Below are 22,339 nucleotides of genomic sequence, written 5' to 3' on the forward strand. Positions count from 1 at the left end.
TCGCGCACCCCTGGCGGTCTAATGTCTCGCCGCCATGATTCTCGCTTCGCTCCTCTTGCCGATCGCGGTCGCAGCGATCGTGTTCCTGGTCCAGAAGGTTCGTCTGCCCGTCTTTCTCGCCGTGATGGCGACGGTCGTGGTCTACGGCATCGCGGCCGACATGACCTTCCAGTCGGTCGGCAAGGCGTTCGGGCTGGGTTTCGCGACGGCGATGGAACAAGCGGGCCTGCTGGTGGTTGCGGGCGCCCTCGCAGGCGCGGTCGTACTGCGCGCGCCGCTGGGCACCGGCACCTCGGCAGCCGCAGGCGTGCTGGCCGGATTGGGCGCTTCGGCTTCCGGCGGCCTCGCACTGCTGCAACCGGCCGGCCAGGACGCGCCGCGGCGGGCGCTGGGCCTGGCCCTCACCCTCCTCGTCGTCTCCGCCCTGCTGGCACCCTCGCCGCTCGCCGTCGCGGCGGGCTCGGTGATGAAGGCCGACCTCAGCACCGCGCTGTTGATTGCCGTGCCGGTCGCCGCCGTAGCGATCATGCTGGGATGGTGGCACGTCGCACGGCAGATCCCTTCGACCGACGAGCCGGGCCAGCTCAGTTGGGCATGGCTCTGCGTTGCGATCCCGCTGGTGCTGTTGGTCGTGCAATCGATTGCACAGATGCCCAGCGAGCCCTTGGGCAAGGGCGGCTCGCGCGAATTCTACATCGGCATCTCCAGGCCGCTGATGCTGGCGGCGATCGCCATTACCCTGGCGATCGTGCTGGCGCGGCGCTGGGAGCCGTCGGCGCTCGCTGGCCGTTCCTGGGCGCCGCTGCTGCTCGCGGTCGGCGCGTCCGGCGGCTTGGCGCGCGTGTTCGACGAGACCGGCATGGCCGAGCTTCTGGCCGAATACGTCCTTCACCCGCGCTACGGCGTGCTGACGCCGTTCCTGGCTGCCGCCATCGTGAAGACCATGCAGGGCAATTCCCTGACGGCCGTGCTGACCGCCTCGGGCATGGTCGAGCCGTTGCTGCCCGCGCTCGGGCTCGACAGCGCCTCCGGCCGCGCCATCGCCACGGCGGCAGTCGGCGCCGGCTCGATGGCGGTCTGTCATGTCAACGATCCGCTCTTCTGGATCGCCGCTCACATGGGCCGCCTCTCGCCGGGCCGAGCGCTCTATGTGATCTCGCTCGGCAGCGCCGTCATGGCGATCGGCGCCCTGATCGTGATCGCCGCGATCCGGCAGTTCGTCTGATCAATCGAGCTTCACGCCGGACGCCTTGACCGCGGGCTCCCAGAGCTTGCGGTCCTGAGCCAGGAATTCGCCGAATCCCTTGCGGCCGGTGGGCGGCATGTCGAGGCCGAGATCGTCGTTCCACCGCTTCTGGATGTCCGGACTCTTCAACGCATCCGCCAGCGCGGTCTCCAGTCGGGCCAGAATAGGTTCCGGTGTGCCGGCCGGGGCGCCGACGCCATACCACGAGGTCGCAACATAGCCCGGCACCGTTTCGGCGATGGCTGGAATATCGGGCGCCGCCTTGGAGCGTACGGCCGAGGTGACGCCCAGCCCCTTCAACTTGCTGCCGCGGACCTGAGGCAGCATCGAAGGCATGTTGGCGAACATCATGTTCACGATGCCGGCCATCAGGTCGGTATAGACCGGGCCTGCGCCCTTGTAAGGCACATGGATGATGTCGACATCGGCCATCTTCTTGAAGAGCTCGCCGCTCAGGTGCAGCGACGTGCCGGGGCCGGACGAGGCGAAGGAATACTTGCCCGGCGATGCCTTGCAGAGCGCGATCAGCTCTGCGACGGAATTGGCCGGCAACGACGGCGTTACGCCCAGCAGGTTGGCGAGTGTGGCGACCCGCGAGACGCCGACGATGTCCTTGTCCGGGTTGTAAGGCAGCTTGCTGTAGAGCATGGGATTGAGCGTGTGGCTGGCCACCGAGATCAGCCCCAGCGTGTAGCCATCGGGTGCAGCGCGGGCGAGTTCCGTGGTGCCGATATTGCCGCCGGCCCCGCCCCTGTTCTCGACGATGAACTGCTGACCGAGCAGCTTGGTGAGCTGGTCGCAGATCAGCCGGCTCACCGTGTCCGTGCCGCCGCCCGGTGCGAAGGGGCAGATGAAGCGCACGGTCTTGTTGGGCCAACCCGCCGTCTGCGCCCGCAGGAGGGCCGGCGCGGCAACGGCTGGAGCGGCCAAGGCTGCGGCGAGCAGCATACGTCTTTGCATAAATGCCTCCTGAAGGGCGTTTCCTCGATGTTTCTTCGTATTGTGGACACCCGAGCGTAGCGGCGTCCGCTAATCTGTCCAGATGAACGAACCGTCGAGCGTCCAGAGCTATATCGACCAGACGCCGTCATGGCCGGATGGAACGCCGACGCCCACGGTTCCCATGACGCGCATGCAATGGCGCATCTGGCTCCTGGCTACCGCCGGCAAGTTCTTCGAAGGCCTGGTCGTATTCATGACCGGCGTCGCCCTGCCACTGATCGTCAAGGAGTTCGGCCTGTCCCCGGTCGAGAAGGGCATTGTGACCGCGGCGCCGCTGGCCGGCATCATGGTGGGCGCCATCGCCCTCGGCGGGCTTGCCGACATCTATGGCCGCCGCCGCATGTTCGTGGTCGAGATGCTGGTCTTCGCCATCTTCTTGGTGGGGCTCGCCGTCGCACCGGGCTTCGGTTGGCTGGTTCTCTTCCTGTTCGGCATGGGCGTCGCACTGGGTTGTGACTACCCCACCGCGCATCTCGTGATCTCCGAGAGCATCCCGAGCCGCGACCGCGGCAAGCTGGTGCTGGGTGCCTTCGCCTTCCAGGCGGTGGGCGCCCTGGTCGGCACGGTGATCGGCTACATGATCCTGGCCAGTATCCCCGAACTCGGCGCCTGGCGCCTGATGTACGCCGTGGCGATTGCGCCGGCGGTCTTCATCGTGGTCGCGCGCCTCTTCGTCACCGACAGCGGCCAATGGCTGATGTCCCGCGGCCGCCGCGCCGAGGCCGAGCACGAGTTGCAGCGCCTGCTGGCGCGCGAACCGCCCTACCCCAAGAAAGTCCGTCTCGCCGAGATCGATCCGGAGTCGGCATTGTATAGCCAGGAAGCACGGCGGGGCCGGTGGCGCGATCTCTTCAACAAGAAGAACCGGCGCGCCACGATCCTGGCCTCGGTACCGTGGTTTCTGCAGGACCTCGGCACCTACGGCATCGGCATCTTCACGCCGACGATCCTCTCGCACACGATCGGGCACGAAATCACGAATGCGCAGAACGTGGCGGGCGTCATCGCCCGCGACATCGCAGGCGCGAAAGGAGCAGCGCTGGTCGATACGCTGTTGATCGCGGGTATCCTCGCAGCCGTCCTGCTGGCCGACAGGGCGGGGCGCATCAAGCTGCAGATCTTGGGGTTCGTCGGCTGCGCCGTCGGTCTGGCGCTCGCCCTCCTGCAGACCCACGCCGAGGAACCATTGCGAACGTTGCTGCTGTTCGGCGGATTCATGATCTTCAACTTCATGACCAACCTCGGCCCGAACGCCCAGACCTACCTGCTGGCTGGCGAAGTCTTCCCCACCAACATCCGCGGCAAGGGCGCAGGCTTCGCCGCGGCCTTCGCCAAGATCGGCGCCGTGCTGACGGCATTCGTGTTTCCCCTGGTGCTCGACGCAGCCGGGACGAATTTCTTGCTTACCGGATTGATCTTCACGTCGCTGCTCGGGGCGTTCGTGACTTGGCGGTTTCGCATTGAGACAAGAGGCGTGAACCTCGAAGAGATCGGGCGCTAGCGTGCTTACGATCAGTGGAACCACATACGGTTCCACTGATCGGAAGCGTGTCGCCTTAGCTGCCTCGCTCTCCCGGCATATCCCGCCCAACCGAGATCAACGGGATGGGATATGCCTTTGGCTGATGTATGGTCGCCGCAATGGACTCGCCTATTCGGGAGCTGCTGCGTTCGCCCGATTTCCTGCGGCTGTGGTTGGTCGGCGCTTTTGCCAACGCGATGCGCTGGCTGGAGCTGCTCGTCTCTGGCCTGTTCGCTTGGGAGATGACGCACTCGGCCCTCGCCGTCACCGTCGTGGTGGCGTTGCGCCAGATCCCGCAGCTCCTGTTCGGCGCTTTCGCCGGAGCGATTTCCGAGGCGCTGAACCGCAAGCTGATCGTGATGGCCTCGCTCCTCGGTCCTGCCATCGTATCGGCCGCCCTGGCGACGCTTGCCACCATGGGAGAGCTCCAGCTCTGGCATGTCGCCATCGGCAATCTCCTCAGCGGCACGATGTGGGCCTCCGAGATGTCGACACGCCGCCGCATGGTCGGCGAAGCTGCCGGACCGCATCGTATCGTCAACGCCATCGCACTCGACAGCGCGACCTCGGCCGCCACCCGCATGGTAGGTCCGCTGCTGGGCGGCATGGCCTTCGAATGGCTGCACATGAGGGGCGCCTATACGCTGACGGCCCTGGTGCAGTTTCTCGGCGCCTTTGCCATGTCGGGCCTCGTCTACGCGCAGGTCACGCGCCGGCTCAACCTGATGCGGATTCCGCACGAGATCGTGGAAGGCCTGCGCTTTGCCTGGACCAAGCCCACCATCCTGCTGGTGTTCGGCGTCACCATCGTCACCAACGCCTTCGCCTTCGCCTATTCCGGCCTGGTGGCCCCCCTGGGCCTCGCGGCGTTCAACGTCTCACCCGCGCTGGTCGGCCTGCTGGCCGCTGGTGAGCCGCTGGGTGCCTTGATCGGCGGCGCCCTGATTGCGATGGGTGTCGTGCGCATGGACCGGCGCCTGGCCTTCGCCGGCGGCGCGGCGCTCTTCATGGTGGCGCTGATCCTGATGGCGCTCAGCCCCTCCTTCTGGTTCGCCTTCGCGATTCTCGTCCTGGGCGGCTTCGGCACGGCGGGCTTCGGCAACATGCAATCGACGCTGATGCTGACCGAAGCACCGCCCGAGGTGCGCTCGCGCCTGATGGGAGTCGTCACGGTCTGCATCGGCACTGGCCCGCTCGGCCAGCTCGCCGCCGGCGCGATCTCCGATCAGATCGGCCCGCGCAGCGCGGTGATCGTGATGGCCGTGATTGGCCTGGCGCTTACGGCCGCGATGGTGTGGCTTCTGAAGCAACCGTCGGGCAAGCCGCCGACCTAGGTCTGGGCTGACGGCACGGCGAGCTTCTTGCGCCGCAGGAGGTCCTCCATCGCTTTGATACCCTCCTCATACTGACCGCGGTCGCAATCGATCCTTGCCGATAGGCGGGTCATGTTTCGGGCGCCGTCGGAATGCTCGCCGCGGCCGGAGCCGTAGCGGTCGAAGTAGGCAATGAGCTGATCGCAGCGCGTTTTCAGGTCGTCTGCCTGGGCGACCGCAATCAGCAAGGTGCTGGTCCCGGCAAAGAGCGCTGCATGAACGAGCATCGAACGCAAAAACATCGTGGCTCCCTGAAATGCGCGAGGCCATGCCCTCCCGCCCGTGAACTAAGCAACACGACCTGATTATGTTCCTTAGATAACGGCAAAATTCGACCCTCCCGTATGGACACAGGCAGCCCGACAAGTAGGGTTTGCCCCGGAACAGACGGGGAGAATGCAGACAGGTGACTACCAGTCCGAAAGTCCTGATTGCGGGCGCCGGCCCGGTCGGCCTCACGCTCGCCAACGAACTTGCACGGCACGGCGTGTCGGTGCGCATCGTCGACAAGGCGGGAGAGCGCACAGACAAGTCGAAGGCACTGGTCATGTGGAGCCGTACGCTCGAACTGTTCGACGATGCCGGATACGTCGACAAATTCCTCCCCGCGGGCATGGTCGCGCATGGAGCCCAGATTTCGACGGGCAAGGAAGTTGTAGCCCGCATTTCGTTCGATTCGCTCGACAGCCGCTATCCCTACGCCTTGATGATCCCACAAAGCGAGACCGAACGGGTTCTCGAAGAACAGCTTGCGGCCCGCGGCGTGACGGTCGAGCGACTGGTCGAACTGTCGGGCTTCGACGAAGAAGGCGACAAGGTCGACGCCGCGATCAAGAAGGCGAACGGCGAAACCGAAACGGTGAGCGCCGACTGGCTGATCGGCTGCGATGGCGCGCATTCGACGGTGCGCCACGGGCTTGGCTTTGCTTTCGAGGGCTCGACCCAGCAAAGCGACTGGGTCCTGGCCGACGGCTATCTCTCCGGGCTGGAACCCAAGGACCGGATACACATCTTCTGGCACCGCGACGGGATCCTGGCCTTCTTTCCGATCGGCAGCGAGCGTTGGCGCGTGGTCGCCGATCTTGGCCCGGTGACCAGCGAAGCCCGGCATACAGACCAGACCCTGGCAGAAGTCCAGGCTCTGTTGACGCAGCGCGGCTCGCCGGGAATCACGATGTCAGATCCGGTCTGGCTCGCCGCCTTCCGCATCAACGAACGCAAGGTGAAGGACTATCGCCGGGGCCGCGTCTTCCTGGCCGGCGATGCCGCGCACATCCACAGTCCCGCCGGCGGACAGGGCATGAACACCGGCATGCAAGATGCCTTCAATCTTGCCTGGAAACTCAAGATGGTCATCGCGGGCACCGCCAAGTCGTCGTTGCTCGACAGCTACTCGGTCGAACGCAGCGCCATCGGCGAGATCGTACTGCGCAACGCCGGACGCATGACCGACGCGGCGATCCTGCGCAACCCGATCGCCCAAGGATTGCGCAACGCCGTCGTCAAGTTCGCGGCAGGCTTTCCCATCCTGCAACACGCCGTTGCCGACCAGCTCTCCGAACTCAAGCTCGCCTATCCCATGAGCCCGCTTACGGCCAAGAACGACCATGCAAGCCATGCCGGCCATGGGCCGAAGCCCGGCATGCGCTGGCCCGACCGGCTTCCTGGCGATGCCGCCGGCCGGACCTTCACGGCGCTGGGACCGAAAGACGTCGTGACAGCACTGGCCGAGAAGTTCCCCAAACTGGTGATGCCCGTGTCGGCAGACGATCCTGCGCATGCCGGCGCGCTGCGCCTAATCCGGCCCGACGGCTATGTCGGCTTCGTGGGGTCTGGTGCGGATCAGGAACACGCCGAGTCCTATCTGGCCGGAATCTCCGCCTGAATGCGCAAAATCCCGGCCTTATACGATGGTCGCACTGGTCCTTTGCAGGGCGCGCTGGCAGTGTGCGCCCCACAATGGCATTCCACTGGAAAATCGATTCGCAGGAAAAGCTCATCACTGTCGTAGCTGAGGGTGACGTGACGCGTGCCGAGGTCGACGCCTTCCTCGACGTGTTGGAAGGGATCGAAGGCTTCAGCTACCGCAAGCTATTCGACGGCACGACCGCCGATACCAAGATGTCGCCGGACGAGATACTGGCACTCGGCGTTCGCATGCGCGCCGCCCATACCCAGGACAGAACGCTCGGGGCGCTGGCCGCGGTCGTACCCGACGACAAAGTCGAGCTGGTCAGCCGCGTATTGGGCATGCTGGCCGCGGCCAAGCGGCCGATGCGAGTCTTCAGTACGCTCCAGCCGGCGCAGGAGTGGCTCCAGCGCCAGCCGCGAGTCTAGACCTTGAAGGCCTGACGCGCGAGCAGCCGCCAGCTTGCGCCCTGCTTCTGCCAGACCTGCAATACGCCGATCTTCGACACGTTCCACTTGCCGTCACCCGCGCCGCTCTCGCTCTCCCAGGCGTGGCGGACGATTGCATCGTTGCCGGCAATGGCGACGGTCTGCTTCGACAGTTCGATCGATTTATAGACGGTCTTCTTCGCGGTGATGACGTTGACGAAGTCGGCCTTGTCCTGGATCGCGCCGCTGGAATGCCCATAGCTGAGCTGGTCGGCCGTAAGCGCTTCGAGTTGCGCCTTGTCGGCCGTCAGCATGGCCTTGGTCAGAGCGGCCACGGCCTGCGTGACGGCGGCAACGTCCGCCTCGTTGGCCTGCGCAGAAGAAAGAACGAATGCCGGCATGCCCGTAGCCAGAAGCGCGACGGCGGCCAGATGGCGGCGGCTGATGATCATCGTTTCCTCCGGTTGTTGCCCGGGTTGGCGAACCAACCTGCGGGGTCTGTCCGAAGGCTATCACCCGCGATGGGGCGAGAGAACGATCAGGGGGCGTGCAAGACCTGTTCGCCAATCGTACCTGGCGGCCTCACTTCGAATGAGACCTCGACGCGACCCGCCCGTTCGAAGGCAAGCGTGATCGGCAGCCGCTCGCCGACCATCAGCGGCGCCGGGAGCTGCAGTATCAAATGATAACCGCGCGGCTTGAACACGATGGCAGTTCCGTGGTGCAGATAAAGGCCGCCCTCGAGCCGGACCATCGAGATGCCGGGTCCGGTAACCCGGATGCCCTGGAGTTCGCAGGTGCTTCCCTCAGGGCCCGTCGCGCCCAGCAGACGGTCCGGCGCCGAACCGCCATTCACGACGGTCATGAAGGCACCGGCGGTCTGGGGCTTGTCCGGCAGCGTGCGTGCCCAGGGTTCCTGGATTTCGATCTGGCCGACGCTCGCGGCCGTTTCCGCCTTCTTGGGGCGGCGCAGCAAGGAGAACATCAGCGTTCTTTACTCGCTTGGCAGCAGCCGGTCGATGGCCGAGCGCCAGACACTTTCGGCGGCTTCAGGCGACAAGCCGAAGCCGCCCCGCATTTGGTCCCAGCTTTCGAAGCTGGTGAGCGTCGCCAGTGTGATCAGGAGCTGCTCGCGCTGCAGGGCGCCCAAGGCCGCAAGCTCCGGCCGGTACATCAGCTCCAGCCGTTCGACATTGGCGCGGCGCACCGCTTTGGCGCGCATTGCCAGCGCCGCGAGCTGCCCCTGGGTCGCCGGCGAAGTCAGGATGCGCCATAGCGGCGACCATCTCTCGCAGGACTGAGCCCGGATACGAACATGGGACGCGATGCGCGTCGGCCGGTCGCCATCGACATTCTGCGCCGGTGCCTGGGCCTGGCCGGCCGCGATGGCGTAATCCGCCGTCGCGAGGCTCAGCGCATCGAGGTCGGGGAAGCGTTCGAAGATCGACCGCACCGAATAGCCGGCGGCATGGGCAATCTCGTTTGCGGTCGGCAAGCGGCCATGCTCCCTCACGAGTTGAAGGTAGGCCTCGATCATGAGTTGACGGGTGCGCTCGCTGCGCAGATGACGGCCGTCGAAACGGCGGCCTTTCGACCGATCGTCTGTGATAGATTGTTCCTGGGATTGGGGCTCGCTCATCGTCTCGCCCTTTCTACGGGATCACCCGCTATGACGCGACTTCAGGACCTTCGTGGGGGACACAAATCGACGCCGGATTGGATTGAATTTGCCTTGCGATCCGATCTGCACTCGACGGCCGGCACCAGACGCGATGGCCGCCACAGGATCATCCGCCTGGGCTTCGTGCTGCCATGAAGAGAGTTCTTCCAATCCTGCTGGCCATACTCGGCCTTGCCGCATGCAACGACAAGGCCACACTTGACAATTCGCGGGTGCATTACGTCACCTACGAAGGGCGCAAGTTCGAGGTGCGCGTCGCCCCGACGGGAACGCCGAACGAATACCGCTTGCTGGTGGTCCGGGCCACGCTGGTGATCAATCCCGATCCGGAACGCGAGCGCGAGCGGGACTCAGCCATCGCGTGGAAAGCTATTCAGGTAGTCTGCAAGGGTGGTCGCCCTCAGGTGCTAGAGCACAACCTGATAGACAATGTTAACTTCATGACCCGGTTTCGTTGCGCATGAAACACGCTCTTCTCCTGACGCTCCTTCTGCTCGCCGCCGCAGGCACGGCCTCCGCGCAGCAGCGCCGGCCACCGTCACCGCCTGAGCCCGAGAAAGCGGACAAGGCTGAAAAGCCGGGCGAATGCGGTGCGTTGCCAAAGGAATGGAACGGTGAAGCCTATGCGCGGGACGGGATAACCCTGGGCGGCGTCGGCCTGAAGCCGCAGATCAGGCTCTGGGGTCTGCAGGCCGGCGAACTCCGCGACAGGCACACCGGCCTCGAGACGGTGAGCGGCATGCAAGCGCGGGCGGCGCTGGAAGACATGCTGGAAAAGAGCGAGCACAAAGTGAAGTGCCGGCCGGCCCGATGGGACCGCGAGTGCCGCCTCGTCGCACAATGCATGGTCGAGACCGCACCGGCGCCGATCGACCTCGGTGGCTACATGCTGGCAAGCGGCATGGCCTATGGGTTCAATCTCGACGAAGCCCTACCCTGGGAACCGCGCGCCAGCCAGCGCTACGCCGGCGCGGAGGCAGATGCGCGCAAGGCCAAGCGCGGCCTGTGGCCGGTCTGGCTGGGCGAAAAGTAGCCTGGCCGGCCGTCAGCGCCGTGGGGTCGGGCGCTTTTTCCTCTTGGAGGTCGCGGGCACCTGGACGTCACGCGCGAGATTGTCGTGTCGCTCGTCCATGCGACGATAGTCCATGGTAAGTTCTTCGCCGGCGGGAATGTCGCGCACCGCGTAATAGGTCACATCCTCGTCGTCGGATGAGATGTTCGGATCGGCGTCATGGTTCATGTACCAGCCGGTCGAGATGCGCAGGAAATCGATCGGCGCGTGGTAGCCGCCGGTCGTGCGGATGCCGAAACGCTTGAAGAGATGGCGCTGCGGCGAGGCATGCGCCTGCTGGGTCGTAACCCAGCGGCTATCTTTGCCGTCCCACACGCGAACGGTTTCTCCCTTCCGGATGGCGCGATCGGCAAAACAGCCGATGCCTTCGATGTCGGAAGGGCCGAGATAGACGAACGCCTTACTGACCTTGCGCTTCATGAAAGCTTCATACTCGCGGAAATGCACGCACCGCTGTTGGCTTAACGTGTCGCGCTGTGGAGAGGCAACGAAGAGATCACGCCTTCAGCAGATAAGGCTTCGCTTCTGTATCGTAGTCTGCATAGCCCAGCGCGGCGCGCAGGTCGGCCGGGGACAGCGCCATCTTGCTTTCCGCCTCGCCGGCCTTGAGCGCTGCGAGACCCGCCTTCATGCCGGCAGCGACGGGCGAGAGCAGCCCCGTGGGATAGGTGCCGATCTTGAAGCCGAGCTTGGCGGCTTCGGTCTGCGACGGCGTTGCGCGCGGCGCTCCGGGCGAAAGCACGGCAAAGCTCGGCCGACCCTTGGCGGCGGCAACGGCACGCTTGATCTCCCCGTCATCGGCCGGCGAATCGAGAAAGAGAATGTCGGCCCCTTCCTCGACATACATCTCGATGCGCGCCACCGCTTCGTCGATGCCTTGAGTCGGGCGGCAATCGGTGCGCGCCAGCACGAGGATGCCGGAGTCCTTCGCGGCAGTGACGGCAGCGCGGACCTTCATGCGCGCCTCCTCGCGCGGCAGGCAGGGCTTGCCGGCCGATGTCAGTGCCCGCGGGGTGATCTTGTCCTCGATCAGCACGGCAGCCGCGCCGGCACGGCCATAGGCCCGCACGGTGCGCTGCACGTTCATGGCATTGCCGTAGCCATGGTCGCCATCGGCCAGCACCAGCAGTTCGGGCGCCGCAGCATGGACCATGTTGAAGGAGTCGAACATCTCGCCGAACGAGACCAGATCGAGATCGGGGCCACCCAGCCGGCTGGCCGCGACGCAGGAACCGGACAGGAATGCCGTCTTGAAGCCAGCCCCATAGGTCAGCTTGGCGCTGAGCCCGTCCCAGACCGCCGGCATGACGACAAAAGCCGGATCGGCCAACAGGGCGCGCAAGCGTTGCGGGGCAGTGGTCACGGGAATCTCCTCCGAATGAATCTTTCGGTCGCGACGATAGCAGATCGCCTATCGCAGTCGACACATCGAGTGAATCGGCGCTAGGCTTCGCACCGACTGCATCTACGAGGGAAGAACGAAAGAAGACGAACAACAAAATACATAGGCATCACTGGGAGGACGACATGGTTCGCAACATGTGTCTGGCGTTGATTTGCGTGACGGCGGCGAGCGTTACGACAACAAGTGCCGCGTGGGCCCAGAAATCCGGCGGTGTGCTGAAGATCCAGCACATGGATACCCCACCCAGTGCCTCGATCCATGAAGAAGCGACGGTCTCCGTCGCCGTCCCGTTCATGGCTCTCTACAACAATCTGGTGATCTTCGATCAGCATGTGCCGAAGAACAGCCTCGATTCGATCGTTCCCGACCTCGCGACGAGCTGGTCGACGAAGGAGGGTGGACGCAAGCTGGTCTTCGAGCTGCGAGAAGGCGTGAAATGGCACGACGGCAAGCCGTTCACGGCCAAGGACGTCGCCTGCACCTTCGACCTGCTGCTGAGCCCCGACAAGCTCAGGCGCAATCCGCGCTCGGCCTGGTACAGCAATGTCGAGAAGGTGACGGCGGATGCGCCGTTCGAGGCGACCTTCCATCTCAAGCACCCGCAACCTTCGCTGCTGGCGCTGCTCGCCTCGGGATACTCGCCGATCTATCCCTGTCACGTGCCGGCCGCCGACATGCGCCGCAAGCCGATCGGCACCGGCCCCTTCAAGCTGGCCGAGTTCAAGATGAACGAAAGCATCAAGCTCGTGAAGAATCCGGCCTACTGGAAGAAGGGCCGGCCCTATCTCGACGGCATCGAGTACACGATCATTCCCGATCGCTCGACGCGCATGCTCTCCTTTGTCGCCGGGAAGTTCGACATGACCTTTCCCACCGATGTCTCGGTGCCTCTGCTCAAGAACGTCAAGAACGATGCCCCTCAGGCGCAATGCACCATGCGCGAGACCGGCGTCAGCACCAACCTTATCGTCAATCGCGAAGTGACGCCGTTCGACAACCCCAAGATCCGCCGCGCGATGGCGCTAACCCTCGATCGGCAGTCGTTCATCACCATCCTGAGCGAAGGCGAAGGCAAGATGGGCGGCGCCCTGCTGCCGCCGCCCGACGGCGTGTGGGGCCTGCCGCCGGACAAGCTCAAGACCATCATCGGCTACGGTGACGTCGAGAAGAGCCGTGCCGAGGCGCGCAAGCTGATGAAGGAAGCGGGCTACGGGCCCGATAACCGGCTGCAACTCAAAGTCAGCACACGCAACATCGCGACCTTCAAGGACCCCGCGGTTATCCTGATCGACCAGCTCAAACACATCTGGATCGACGCCGAGCTCGAGGTCATCGACACGGCAGTGTATTACAATCGCGTCTTCAAGAAGGATTATGTCGTGGCGCTGAACCTTACGGGGTCGGCCGTCGACGACCCGGACGTTACCCTGTTCGAGGGCTACGCCTGCGGGTCGCTGCGCAACTACAACAACTACTGCGACGCCGAGATGACCAAGCTTTTCGAGGAGCAGTCGCGCGAGACCGACCGCAAGAAGCGCCACGAGCTGGTGTGGGAAATCGACCGTCGTTTGCAGGAAGACATCGCGCGGCCGATCATCAGCCACGGACGCGCCGCCGGATGCTGGCAGCCCTACGTCAAGGGCGTGACCTTCCACAGCAACAGCATCTACAACGGCTGGCGCTTCGAGGATGCGTGGCTGGACAAGTAGGCGATCACCTCCCCGCCAGCACCTCGCGCAGACGGGTGGCTGCCGCGCGGCTGATGGACAGCGGTTCGGCCAGCCCCTCCAAGGTGAGGCGGCCGGCCGCACGTGACGGCGCTTCGATCCCACGCAGCCGGTCGCGATTGATCATCACCGACCGGCCGAGTCGCACGAAAGGCGGCGCCGGCAACGACGTCTCGAACTGGCCGAGCGACCGCAGGATCATCAACGCCGGCTGGCCCGCCACGAAGACGCGCGTGAAATCGCCTTCCGCTCGGAGCGCCACGATGTCTGTAGACGCTGTGAGGACGGTGCGCTTGGGCGTCCGCAGCTCCACCACCTCCGGCCCCGGCGGCAGGGCCGCCAGCGCCAGTTGCCGCCCGGCGCGGGCCAGCGCCTCGGCCAGCCGCGTCGGATCGACCGGCTTCAGGAGATAGTCGGCTGCATCGACGGCAAAGGCATCCACGGCATACTGCGCGAAGGCGGTGACGAAGATCACGACCGGCGGCCTCGGCAACCCTTCGAGCAGGTCGAAGCCGTCGCCGGCACTGCCATCCAGCTCGATGTCGAGAAAGATCAGATCCGGCCGCAGCGTCTCCACGGCCCGCCGCGCATCCGCAAGGCCATCCGCCTCGCCCGCGATTTCGACTTCGGGATGTCCGGCAAGCAGGCGGCGCAGCGCACTGCGCGCCAGCGGCTCATCGTCGACGATCAGGACCCGCACGGCTCGCCTTCCAGAATCAGAGTGGCAACGACCTTCTTCCGATCCGGCGTCTCGCTCACTTCGCGCAAATCGAAGCTGTGACGGTCGGGATAGTGGAGAGCCAGCCGTCGCCGCACGTTCTGTAGTCCAATACCGGGCCGGCGCCGGTGCGCGCCCTTGCCGGTCGACACCAGCGTGCCATTGTTCTCGACAGTCACATAGAGCGCATCGCCCGCAACGCGAATGCGGACGAAGAGATCGAGCCCATGCTCCCGCCGGCCGTGCTTGACGGCATTCTCGACCAGCGGCTGCAACAGGAAGCTCGCGATACGACGCGGGGCCGCCGCGGGCTCCAGCGCAATCTGCGTGCGCAGGCGATCGCCGAAGCGCGCCTTCTGAACGCCGAGGTAGGAAGTAAGTCCACCGACCTCCGCTTCGACCGTCACCACCGTGTGGTCGATGCCGTCGAGCGAATGCCGCAGATAGGCCGTGAGATCGCGGAGCATCGCGAGTGCTGCCTTGGGATGCTCGGGAATTTCCTCGGCCACGCCGTTCAGGGCATTGAAGAGGAAGTGTGGATCGAGCTGGAGGCGCAGTTCCTCCAGTTCGGCGCGCAAGGCTTCCGCCTCCGCAACGACGGCGCGCCGATGTTCGCTCTGCTCCGCGACCGCGGCCTGAATCCAGAAATAGGCCAGGCTCCAGCCCGCCAGTGCGAAGAAATAGTGAACCTGCGGAAGCAGGAACTCTTCGAGACCGCGATGATCGGCCGGCACCATCCACGGCACGAGCTGATGGACGAGAACGATGGCCGTTGCGATGACCGTAGAGCCGACCAGCGACAGCAGAAAGATCAGCACCACCGCCTTTGCCGTCACACGGTTGGTCGGCAGATGCGCATCGTAAAAGGAGCGCATCGCCGTCGACATCATCAGCAGGCAGACCGTGACTAGGGCCGTGCGCGCGCAGGCGATCTGGAGGCTCTGGTAGAGCAGACGCTGGCCGATCACGTCGGCAATGGCAAAAAGGCCCCAGCCGGCCAGCTGGATCCTCCAGAAGACAGGCAGGCCATTCAACCGATCGAACAACAGAGCGGACAAAGGGCTGATTCCGGGGACTTCGTCGGGTTGGGCGGCTCACTCTTTCGCAGAAGCGGAGAAATTTGCAAGCACCGGGCAGAAGGTCTGACCCACGTGTAGATACCGCATTCGTCGACTTTCCGGCCATGCTCACCGACTAACCAGGGCCCCCTCGATGCGCCGTGGCGATGCCGATGGCAATTCTTGGCGCACGCAAGACGCAAACCGAGTGGGAGAGCGCCATGGCCGCCGTTGACTACGACGTGAAGGACGATTGGGGCTCGGGTTTCGTCGGCAACATGACCGTTGCGGCTGGCGCGACCGGCCTGAGCGGCTGGACCGTCGAGTTCGACGCGGCTTTCGATATCTCCAATCTGTGGGGTGCGGAGATCGTGAGTCGCGTCGGAAACCACTATGTGGTGCGCAATGCTGCCTGGAACGCCGATGTGCCGGCCGGTGGGACCGTCGCATTCGGCTTCCAGGCCACGCCGGGCAGCAGCGGCGGGACGACAGCGACCGGCCTCAGCCTGTACGGCGGTGGCACCGGACCGATCGTTCCCACCCTGTCGGTCGGGGACGCCACGGTTACCGAGGGTCAAGCGGGCACGGCACAACTCTCCTTCACGGTGAGCCTCTCGCAGGCGACCACCGGCCCGGTGACGGTCAACTACGCCACCGCCAACGGCACCGCGACGGCGGGCCAGGACTACACCGCGAATACCGGAACGATCACCTTCGCTGCCGGCGAGACGACCAAGACGATCCAAGTTGCGATTAGCGGCGACATGGCCGTCGAGGCCAACGAAACCCTGACGCTCACGCTTTCGGGTGCAACGGGCGCGACCATCGCCGACGGCTCGGCCATCGGCACGATCGTCAATGATGATATCACGACGCCGACGCCGGGCAGCGTGTCGCTCGACTACGATGTCACCAGCAACTGGGGCTCGGGCTTCACCGGCACCATGACTATCGAGGCCGGCTCGACTGCGCTCAATGGTTGGACCGCCGAATTCAACGCTTCCTTCACCATCACCAATATCTGGAACGCCGAGATCGTGAGCCATGTCGGCGATCACTATGTGATCCGCAACGCCGGTTGGAACGGGAAGGTCGGCGCCGGGGACGACGTGTCGTTCGGCTTCCAGGCGGCACCCGGCAGCGCCGGCACCACGGCCACCGGCTTCGCGATCAACGGCGTCGCAACGGGTGAACCGACGCCGGTGCTCCCGACGCTTTCAGTGAGCGACGCAACGGTGATCGAAGGCAACAGCGGGGTTCGCGACCTCGCCTTCATCGTCTCTCTCTCGGCGGCAGCGACCGGGCCGGTCACGGTGGCCTATGCGACGGCCAACGGTACGGCCACGGCGGGCAGCGACTACGCCGCCGTCTCCGGCACGCTCACGTTTGCCGCCGGTGAGACCTCGAAGATCATCCATGTGCAGGTCTCCGGTGACAATACCATCGAGGCCAACGAGCAGTTTACGCTCGCTCTTTCGTCGCCCAACGGCGCCACCATTGCCGATGGCTCGGCCGTCGGCACCGTCACCAACGACGACGTCGCGCCGGTTCTCCCGACGCTCTCCGTGGGCGACGCCAGTGTCGCCGAAGGCAATAATGGCCTGCAGGATCTCGCGTTCACCGTAACCCTGTCGGCACCGGCAACGGGCGCTGTCACCGTTGCCTACGCGACGGGCAACGGCACGGCGACAGGCGGGAGCGACTATGCCGCTCTTACCGGCACGCTCACCTTTGCCGTCGGCGAGACCTCGAAGGTGGTCCATGTGCAGGTCACAGGCGACACCGCCGTCGAAGCCAACGAAACGCTGACGCTCACCCTGTCTTCGCCGACAGGCGCCACCATCGCCGACGGTTCGGCCATCGGCACCATCGTCAACGACGATGTCGTCAGCCCGACGCTGCCGACGCTCAGCGTCGCGGACACCTCGGTGATCGAAGGCGATCCGGGCCACAGTGCCGGTGGGGCCGGCTGGCTCAGCACGTCAGGCAACCAGATCATCGATTCGGCCGGTCACTCGGTACAGATCGCGGGCGTCAACTGGTTCGGCTTCGAGACCGCCCTGGGCGTGCCGCACGGTCTCTATACGCGCGGCTATCAGGACATGATGAACCAGATGGCGGACCTCGGCTTCAACACCATCCGCCTGCCCTATTCCAGCGACATGCTGCATTCGACGGCAACGTCCTACAACATCAACTACAGCAAGAGCCCGGACCTGCAGGACCTCACCGCGCTGCAGATCATGGACAAGATCGTCGACTACGCCGGCCAGATCGGCCTCAAGATCATCCTCGACCATCACCGCAGCACGCCGGGCGACGGCCCTTCGTCCAACGGCCTCTGGTACGACGCGCAGCACAGCGAGGCGAACTGGATCGCCGACTGGCAGATGCTGGCAGCCCGCTACGGCGACGATCCGACCGTGATCGGCGCCGACCTGCACAACGAGCCCTATAACGGTGTCTGGGGCGGCGGCGGCGCCAACGACTGGGCCGCGGCCGCCGAGCGCGCCGGCAATGCCATCGGCGACGTCAATCCTAACTGGCTGATCTTCGTCGAGGGTGTCGGCAGCTACCAGGGCCAGCCCTACTGGTGGGGCGGCAACCTGATGGGCGTCCGCGACCGGCCGGTCGAACTCGACGTCGCCAACAAGCTGGTCTACTCGCCGCACGATTATCCCAACTCGGTCTATGCGCAGCCCTGGTTCCAGGGACCGGACTTCCCGGCCAACCTGCCGGCCAAGTTCGACCAGATGTGGGGCTACATCTTCAAGGAAGGCATCGCCCCCATCTACATCGGCGAGTTCGGCACCGGCCTCACCGATCCCAAGGACGCTCCCTGGTTCGAGGCGATCACCTCCTATCTCAGTGGCGACCTTGACAATAACGGGACATCCGACCTCGCCCCCGGACAAAAAGGGGCGAGCTGGACCTTCTGGTCGTGGAATCCCAACTCCGGCGACACCGGCGGCATCCTGAACAACGATTGGACGACACCGAACCAGGCGAAGCTCGCCTATCTGACGCCGATCCAGTTCGAATTCCACGATGGCGAGGCAGGCGGCGATGGTGGACCGGCAACGACCAATCAGGCGTCCTTCCTGGTGAGCCTGTCGGAGCCCGCGACACATGCCGTGACGGTCGACTATCACACCGAGATCGGCGACGCGGGCGCAGCGGATTTCACCGGATCGAGCGGCTCCGTCACCTTCGCCATCGGCGAACAGAGCAAGACGATCTCGATCCCGATCACGCCCGACACGCTCGACGAAGCCAACGAGCAGTTCAGCCTCGTGCTGACCAACGCGCAGGGCGCCACGATCGCGCGGGCCACCGCGACCGCCACCATCGTCGACGACGACGCGGCGGCAACGCCCCCACCCCCGCCGCCTCCTGCGTCTGGGGACGGCGACCTCGAAGCGCTGTTCGCCGTCGTCAATTCGTGGAGCGGCGGCTTCCAGGGCGGTGTCACGCTCGACAATGACGGCGCCAGCGCAACGTCCGGCTGGCAGGTCAGGATCGACATGACGAACCAGATCACGGACATCTGGAATGCCGAGATCGTGTTGCACGACGCCAACGGCTACGTGGTCAAGAATGCCGCGTGGAACGGCACGATTGCTCACGACGGCGAGGCGAACTTCGGCTTCGTCACCGCAGGCTCGATGAATCCTCTCGCCGTGCACGTCGATCTCTACGCCTGAGCATGTCTCGCCCTGCAATCCCCTGAGCTTCCAGCCCTTCCTTCTTGCGCCTAAAATCGGCGCCGAAAGGAAGGTCGATGAAGTTCAGCTTCTCCAGCGAGCAGGAAGAGTTCAGGTCCAATCTCCGCCGTTTCCTCGCGGAGCGGTCGCCGACCAAGGAGGTGCGGCGATTGATGGAGACCGACGCCGGTTGGGAGCGCGATGCCTGGCGCAAGCTCAATGCGGAACTGGGTCTTACCGCCGTGCGGATTCCCGAGGCCTATGGTGGCCAAGGCTTCGGCTTTGGAGAACTGGGCATCGTGCTGGAAGAAGCGGGCCGCGCCCTGCTCTGCGCGCCGCTCTTCTCGACCGCCGTGCTGGCCACGGGCGCCATCCTGAATGTCGGCACGGAAGCCGAGAAGCAGGCGCTGCTGCCGGGTATCGCCGCCGGCGATACGAATGCGACGCTGGCCTGGGTCGAGGATCCCGCACACTGGGACGCCGCCGCCACGACCACGACGGCGAGACGGTCAGGCAAGAGCTACAAACTCGACGGCTTCAAGAGCTATGTGATCGACGGCCACACCGCCGACCTCATCGTCGTGCTGGCGCGCAAGCCTGGCAGCAAGGGCGAGAATGGCCTGTCGCTATTCACCGTCGCCGGGAATGCCGAGGGCCTCTCGCGTCACGCGCTCAAGACCATGGACACGACACGCAAGCTGGCGCGCCTCGAATTCAAGAGCGTCAAAGCGACCTTGCTCGGAGACGCCGGTACGGCCGCGGCACCTTTTGCCCGCACCATGATCGAAGCCGCGATCTGCCTGGCCAACGAAATGGCAGGTGTCGCCGAGCGGTTGCGCGAGGATGCGCTGGACTATGCCAAGATGCGCATGCAGTTCGGCCGCCCCATCGCCTCCTTCCAGTCGATGAAGCACAAGCAGGCCGACATGCTGATCGACGTCGAGCTCGCCAAGTCGGCCGCCTATTACGCTGCAGCCGCTCTCGACGACGGCGACGACGATGTTCCCGCGGTCGCCTCCCTCGCCAAGGCCGCGGCCAGCGAGGCCTGCCTGCAAACGGCGATCCATGCCATCCAGATCCATGGCGGCATCGGCTTCACTTGGGACAACGACACCCATCTCTGGTTCAAGCGCGCCAAGAGTTCGGAGGTGCTGCTGGGCGATGCCCATCATCATCGCGAGCTGATGATGCAGCGCTGGGCGGCCTGAGGGAGGACGGGACATGAGCGAACTGAACGAAGAGAACGTCCGCGCCGAAGTCCGCGCCTGGCTCGAAGCGAACTGGAATCCCGAACTCGGCCTCGTCGAATGGCGCAACAAGTTGGCCGATTCCGGCTGGGGCGTGCCGACCTGGCCCAAGCAATGGTACGGCCGCGACCTGCCGCAGGCTCTGCAGCCCGTAGTCGACGAGGAATTTGCCCGCATCGGTGCCGTCGGCGTCGCCAAGGCCGGCATCCGCACGCTCGCTGCCGCAACGATCCTGGCGCACGGCACGGATCTCCATAAGGAGAAATTCCTGCGCCGCATCCTCACGGGCGAAGACACCTGGTGCCAGCTCTTCAGCGAGCCGGGCTCGGGATCGGACGTGGCCGGTGCGGTGACGCGCGCGGAGATGCGCGGCAACAAGTGGGTGGTGAACGGCCAGAAGGTCTGGACCACCAGTGCGCATCACGCCCATTGGGGCCTGCTGCTGGCCCGCACCGACTGGGACCAGACCAAGCACAAAGGCCTCTCCTACTTCATCCTCGACATGCACCAGCCCGGCGTGAAGGTACAGCCGCTGAAGCAGATGAACGGCCATGCCTCGTTCAACCAGGTGTTCATGACCGACGCCGAGGTGCAGCCGGAGTTCCTGGTCGCCAATGTCGGCGACGGCTGGGCTGTGACCACCACGACCCTGATGCACGAACGCCGCGGCGCCGACGGCCTGCGCACCTGGGCGATGGGCTCCGATCGCAAGGGGCGCATCTACGAGGAAGAGCGGGCGGAAGTCGCGACGACGATGGAGCCCTACAAGTGGTATCCGCAGCGCGCCGGCCGCGTCGACCTGATCCTGCAGCGCGCCAAGGAAACCGGGCACCTTGGCGATCCCGTGGTGCGCCAGGAGATCGCCAAGCTCCTGACCATGTCCAAGGCGGCGGAATGGACGGCCCGTCGTGCCCGAGCCGCCCAGGCGCTCGGCCGGCCTCAGGGTCCGGAAGGATCGCTGGGCAAGCTGGTGTCGAGCCATGTCGCCCGCGCCGCCGCCCGCGTCCACACACAGCTCTCCGGCGCCGACGCGCTCCTCAGCGGCGCCGACAGCCCGATGGGCGGCGTCATTGCGGAAATTCTCGTCTCCGTGCCGGCGACTTCGATCGCCGGCGGCACCGACGAGATCCAGCGCAACATCATCTCCGAGCGCGTGCTCAAGATGCCCAAGGAGCCGAGCATCGACACGACCAAGCCGTTCCGCGACGTGCCGCGCAATACCGTCGGCTGACGGCAGCGGAAGGCAAACAAGGCCAGGCGGCCACCGGACCGGCAGGGCGACCCTCTTCTAGGCTCGCCCCGCTGCATTCACCAGAGATCGTTCAATGGCCGACGCTCAGACTGCCGTCTCGCAAGCAACCAATTGGCCGCTCGCCCGCATTGGCATTGACGGAAGTTGCTACACGCATAGCGATCCCGATCTCTCGGTAGACCTGCAGGGCTGGCATTCGGATCATCCGGTCTTCGAGGAAGTCTTCAAGCGGCACCGTCCCAAACTGGTCACCGAAATCGGCACCTGGAAGGGCGCTTCGGTGCTGCACATGCATCGGATCGCCCGGTCGCTCAATCTCGACACGCATTTCATCTGCATCGACACCTGGCTGGGCTCGAACGATACGCTGTGGCTCATCGACGATCTGCGTCAGCACCTGCGCCTCGACCGAGGCTACCCGAACATGTTCCGACAGTTTGTTCACAATGTCCGGGCTGCAGGCGCCCAGGACCATATCTCGCCGTTTCCGATCACCTCGACGGCCGCCGCACGAGTCTTTCGCAAGCTCGGGATTGAGATCGACGCTCTCTACATCGATGCCGGACACGAGGAGGAAGAGGTCTATTTCGACCTGGCTCTGTTCTACGACTCGGTCGCCGAAGGCGGCGCGGTCTTCGGCGACGACTACAGCGAGGGCTGGCCGGGCGTCATCCGCGCCGTCGACAGATTCTGTGCGGAGAAGAATCTCGATCTGAAGACCGATACCGGCAAATTCTGCTTTGTGAAGCGCACTACACCCCGAACCAGGACACAGAAAGCGCTGCACCGGACAGCTATCGTCGGACGCGGCGGGTTGCGCCGGGCCAGAAAAATGCTGTTCGGGCGTTGAGCGCCGAGGATGCAGACCGGCGTCCAGCTCCTCCGCCGGCCTTTCGTCCTGCATGTCGACATGGATGATGTGCCAGGGCCAGGCCGCACGCGCCGCCACCGCCTTCCCAGCAATGACCACTGGTACTCGTAGACGGGACTCGTGA

General features: G+C 65.0%; 21 protein-coding genes. 12 read left to right on the forward strand and 9 right to left on the reverse strand.

Annotation, left to right across the window (positions count from 1 at the left end):
• Positions 1 to 34: 34 nt before the first annotated feature.
• Complete coding sequence (locus BN60_RS22075; protein WP_020698331.1) at positions 35 to 1,225, forward strand: GntT/GntP/DsdX family permease; 1,191 nt, start codon at positions 35 to 37, stop codon at positions 1,223 to 1,225.
• Here BN60_RS22075 and BN60_RS22080 read toward each other — a convergent pair whose 3' ends face one another.
• The gene (locus BN60_RS22080) at positions 1,226 to 2,206 is read right to left on the reverse strand and encodes a Bug family tripartite tricarboxylate transporter substrate binding protein (protein WP_043284228.1); all 981 of its coding nucleotides are present in this window, start codon (positions 2,204 to 2,206) and stop codon (positions 1,226 to 1,228) included. It abuts the gene before it with no gap.
• A gap of 82 nt (positions 2,207 to 2,288) precedes the next feature.
• On the opposite strand from BN60_RS22080, the gene BN60_RS22085 reads away from it, so the two are divergent.
• Together BN60_RS22085 and BN60_RS22090 are read left to right on the forward strand one after the other, a co-directional pair.
• Positions 2,289 to 3,749: an MFS transporter gene (locus BN60_RS22085; protein ID WP_020698333.1), complete on the forward strand. Its 1,461-nt coding sequence runs from the start codon at positions 2,289 to 2,291 to the stop codon at positions 3,747 to 3,749.
• Between the two features lie 140 nt (positions 3,750 to 3,889).
• The gene (locus BN60_RS22090) at positions 3,890 to 5,104 is read left to right on the forward strand and encodes an MFS transporter (RefSeq protein ID WP_020698334.1); all 1,215 of its coding nucleotides are present in this window, start codon (positions 3,890 to 3,892) and stop codon (positions 5,102 to 5,104) included.
• Here BN60_RS22090 and BN60_RS22095 read toward each other — a convergent pair.
• Positions 5,101 to 5,385 (reverse strand): hypothetical protein, encoded by a 285-nt coding sequence (locus BN60_RS22095; RefSeq protein WP_020698335.1) that lies wholly within the window; start codon positions 5,383 to 5,385, stop codon positions 5,101 to 5,103. The genes BN60_RS22090 and BN60_RS22095 overlap by 4 nt on opposite strands.
• 164 nt (positions 5,386 to 5,549) lie before the next feature.
• Between BN60_RS22095 and BN60_RS22100 the strand changes: the two genes are divergently transcribed.
• Both BN60_RS22100 and BN60_RS22105 read left to right on the forward strand, forming a co-directional pair.
• Positions 5,550 to 7,028: an FAD-dependent monooxygenase gene (locus tag BN60_RS22100; RefSeq protein WP_020698336.1), complete on the forward strand. Its 1,479-nt coding sequence runs from the start codon at positions 5,550 to 5,552 to the stop codon at positions 7,026 to 7,028.
• A gap of 137 nt (positions 7,029 to 7,165) precedes the next feature.
• The gene (locus tag BN60_RS22105) at positions 7,166 to 7,480 is read left to right on the forward strand and encodes a hypothetical protein (protein WP_148283503.1); all 315 of its coding nucleotides are present in this window, start codon (positions 7,166 to 7,168) and stop codon (positions 7,478 to 7,480) included.
• Here BN60_RS22105 and BN60_RS22110 read toward each other — a convergent pair.
• The 3 genes from BN60_RS22110 to BN60_RS29195 all read right to left on the reverse strand — a co-directional run bounded on the left by BN60_RS22110 (position 7,477) and on the right by BN60_RS29195 (position 8,975).
• Positions 7,477 to 7,932, reverse strand: a complete 456-nt coding sequence (locus BN60_RS22110; RefSeq protein WP_020698338.1) for a nuclear transport factor 2 family protein — start codon at positions 7,930 to 7,932, stop codon at positions 7,477 to 7,479. The two genes, BN60_RS22105 and BN60_RS22110, sit on opposite strands and share 4 nt — an antisense overlap.
• A gap of 86 nt (positions 7,933 to 8,018) precedes the next feature.
• On the reverse strand, positions 8,019 to 8,465 hold the full coding sequence (locus BN60_RS22115; protein WP_020698339.1) for a copper chaperone PCu(A)C: 447 nt from the start codon (positions 8,463 to 8,465) through the stop codon (positions 8,019 to 8,021).
• 9 nt (positions 8,466 to 8,474) lie between these two features.
• Positions 8,475 to 8,975: a hypothetical protein gene (locus BN60_RS29195; protein ID WP_148283504.1), complete on the reverse strand. Its 501-nt coding sequence runs from the start codon at positions 8,973 to 8,975 to the stop codon at positions 8,475 to 8,477.
• Positions 8,976 to 9,292: 317 nt separating this feature from the next.
• Between BN60_RS29195 and BN60_RS22125 the strand changes: the two genes are divergently transcribed.
• A complete protein-coding gene (locus BN60_RS22125) occupies positions 9,293 to 9,625 on the forward strand; it encodes a hypothetical protein (protein ID WP_020698341.1) in 333 nt (110 codons plus the stop codon).
• Positions 9,622 to 10,194: a thermonuclease family protein gene (locus BN60_RS22130; protein WP_020698342.1), complete on the forward strand. Its 573-nt coding sequence runs from the start codon at positions 9,622 to 9,624 to the stop codon at positions 10,192 to 10,194. Before BN60_RS22125 ends, BN60_RS22130 begins: the two co-directional genes overlap by 4 nt.
• Before the next feature lie 12 nt (positions 10,195 to 10,206).
• Here BN60_RS22130 and BN60_RS22135 read toward each other — a convergent pair whose 3' ends face one another.
• Positions 10,207 to 10,653: an SET domain-containing protein gene (locus tag BN60_RS22135; protein WP_020698343.1), complete on the reverse strand. Its 447-nt coding sequence runs from the start codon at positions 10,651 to 10,653 to the stop codon at positions 10,207 to 10,209.
• 76 nt (positions 10,654 to 10,729) lie between these two features.
• Entirely contained in the window at positions 10,730 to 11,596 is an 867-nt protein-coding gene (locus BN60_RS22140; protein ID WP_020698344.1) for an isocitrate lyase/PEP mutase family protein, read from the reverse strand.
• Positions 11,597 to 11,760: 164 nt separating this feature from the next.
• On the opposite strand from BN60_RS22140, the gene BN60_RS22145 reads away from it, so the two are divergent.
• Complete coding sequence (locus tag BN60_RS22145; RefSeq protein WP_020698345.1) at positions 11,761 to 13,347, forward strand: ABC transporter substrate-binding protein; 1,587 nt, start codon at positions 11,761 to 11,763, stop codon at positions 13,345 to 13,347.
• 4 nt (positions 13,348 to 13,351) lie between these two features.
• Here BN60_RS22145 and BN60_RS22150 read toward each other — a convergent pair whose 3' ends face one another.
• Together BN60_RS22150 and BN60_RS22155 are read right to left on the reverse strand one after the other, a co-directional pair.
• Positions 13,352 to 14,065, reverse strand: a complete 714-nt coding sequence (locus BN60_RS22150) for a LytR/AlgR family response regulator transcription factor (RefSeq protein ID WP_020698346.1) — start codon at positions 14,063 to 14,065, stop codon at positions 13,352 to 13,354.
• Entirely contained in the window at positions 14,053 to 15,141 is a 1,089-nt protein-coding gene (locus tag BN60_RS22155; protein WP_020698347.1) for a sensor histidine kinase, read from the reverse strand. Before BN60_RS22155 ends, BN60_RS22150 begins: the two co-directional genes overlap by 13 nt.
• A 221-nt stretch (positions 15,142 to 15,362) precedes the next feature.
• Between BN60_RS22155 and BN60_RS22160 the strand changes: the two genes are divergently transcribed.
• The 4 genes from BN60_RS22160 to BN60_RS22175 all read left to right on the forward strand — a co-directional run bounded on the left by BN60_RS22160 (position 15,363) and on the right by BN60_RS22175 (position 22,194).
• The gene (locus tag BN60_RS22160; protein WP_202949832.1) at positions 15,363 to 18,845 is read left to right on the forward strand and encodes a Calx-beta domain-containing protein; all 3,483 of its coding nucleotides are present in this window, start codon (positions 15,363 to 15,365) and stop codon (positions 18,843 to 18,845) included.
• A 77-nt stretch (positions 18,846 to 18,922) separates the two neighbouring features.
• On the forward strand, positions 18,923 to 20,053 hold the full coding sequence (locus tag BN60_RS22165) for an acyl-CoA dehydrogenase family protein (protein ID WP_020698349.1): 1,131 nt from the start codon (positions 18,923 to 18,925) through the stop codon (positions 20,051 to 20,053).
• A gap of 13 nt (positions 20,054 to 20,066) precedes the next feature.
• The gene (locus tag BN60_RS22170; protein WP_020698350.1) at positions 20,067 to 21,323 is read left to right on the forward strand and encodes an acyl-CoA dehydrogenase family protein; all 1,257 of its coding nucleotides are present in this window, start codon (positions 20,067 to 20,069) and stop codon (positions 21,321 to 21,323) included.
• 94 nt (positions 21,324 to 21,417) lie between these two features.
• Entirely contained in the window at positions 21,418 to 22,194 is a 777-nt protein-coding gene (locus tag BN60_RS22175; protein WP_020698351.1) for a class I SAM-dependent methyltransferase, read from the forward strand.
• The last annotated feature ends 145 nt before the right edge of the window (positions 22,195 to 22,339 follow it).

It is taken from the genome of Reyranella massiliensis 521 (assembly GCF_000312425.1).
Taxonomy (GTDB): Bacteria; Pseudomonadota; Alphaproteobacteria; order Reyranellales; family Reyranellaceae; genus Reyranella; species Reyranella massiliensis.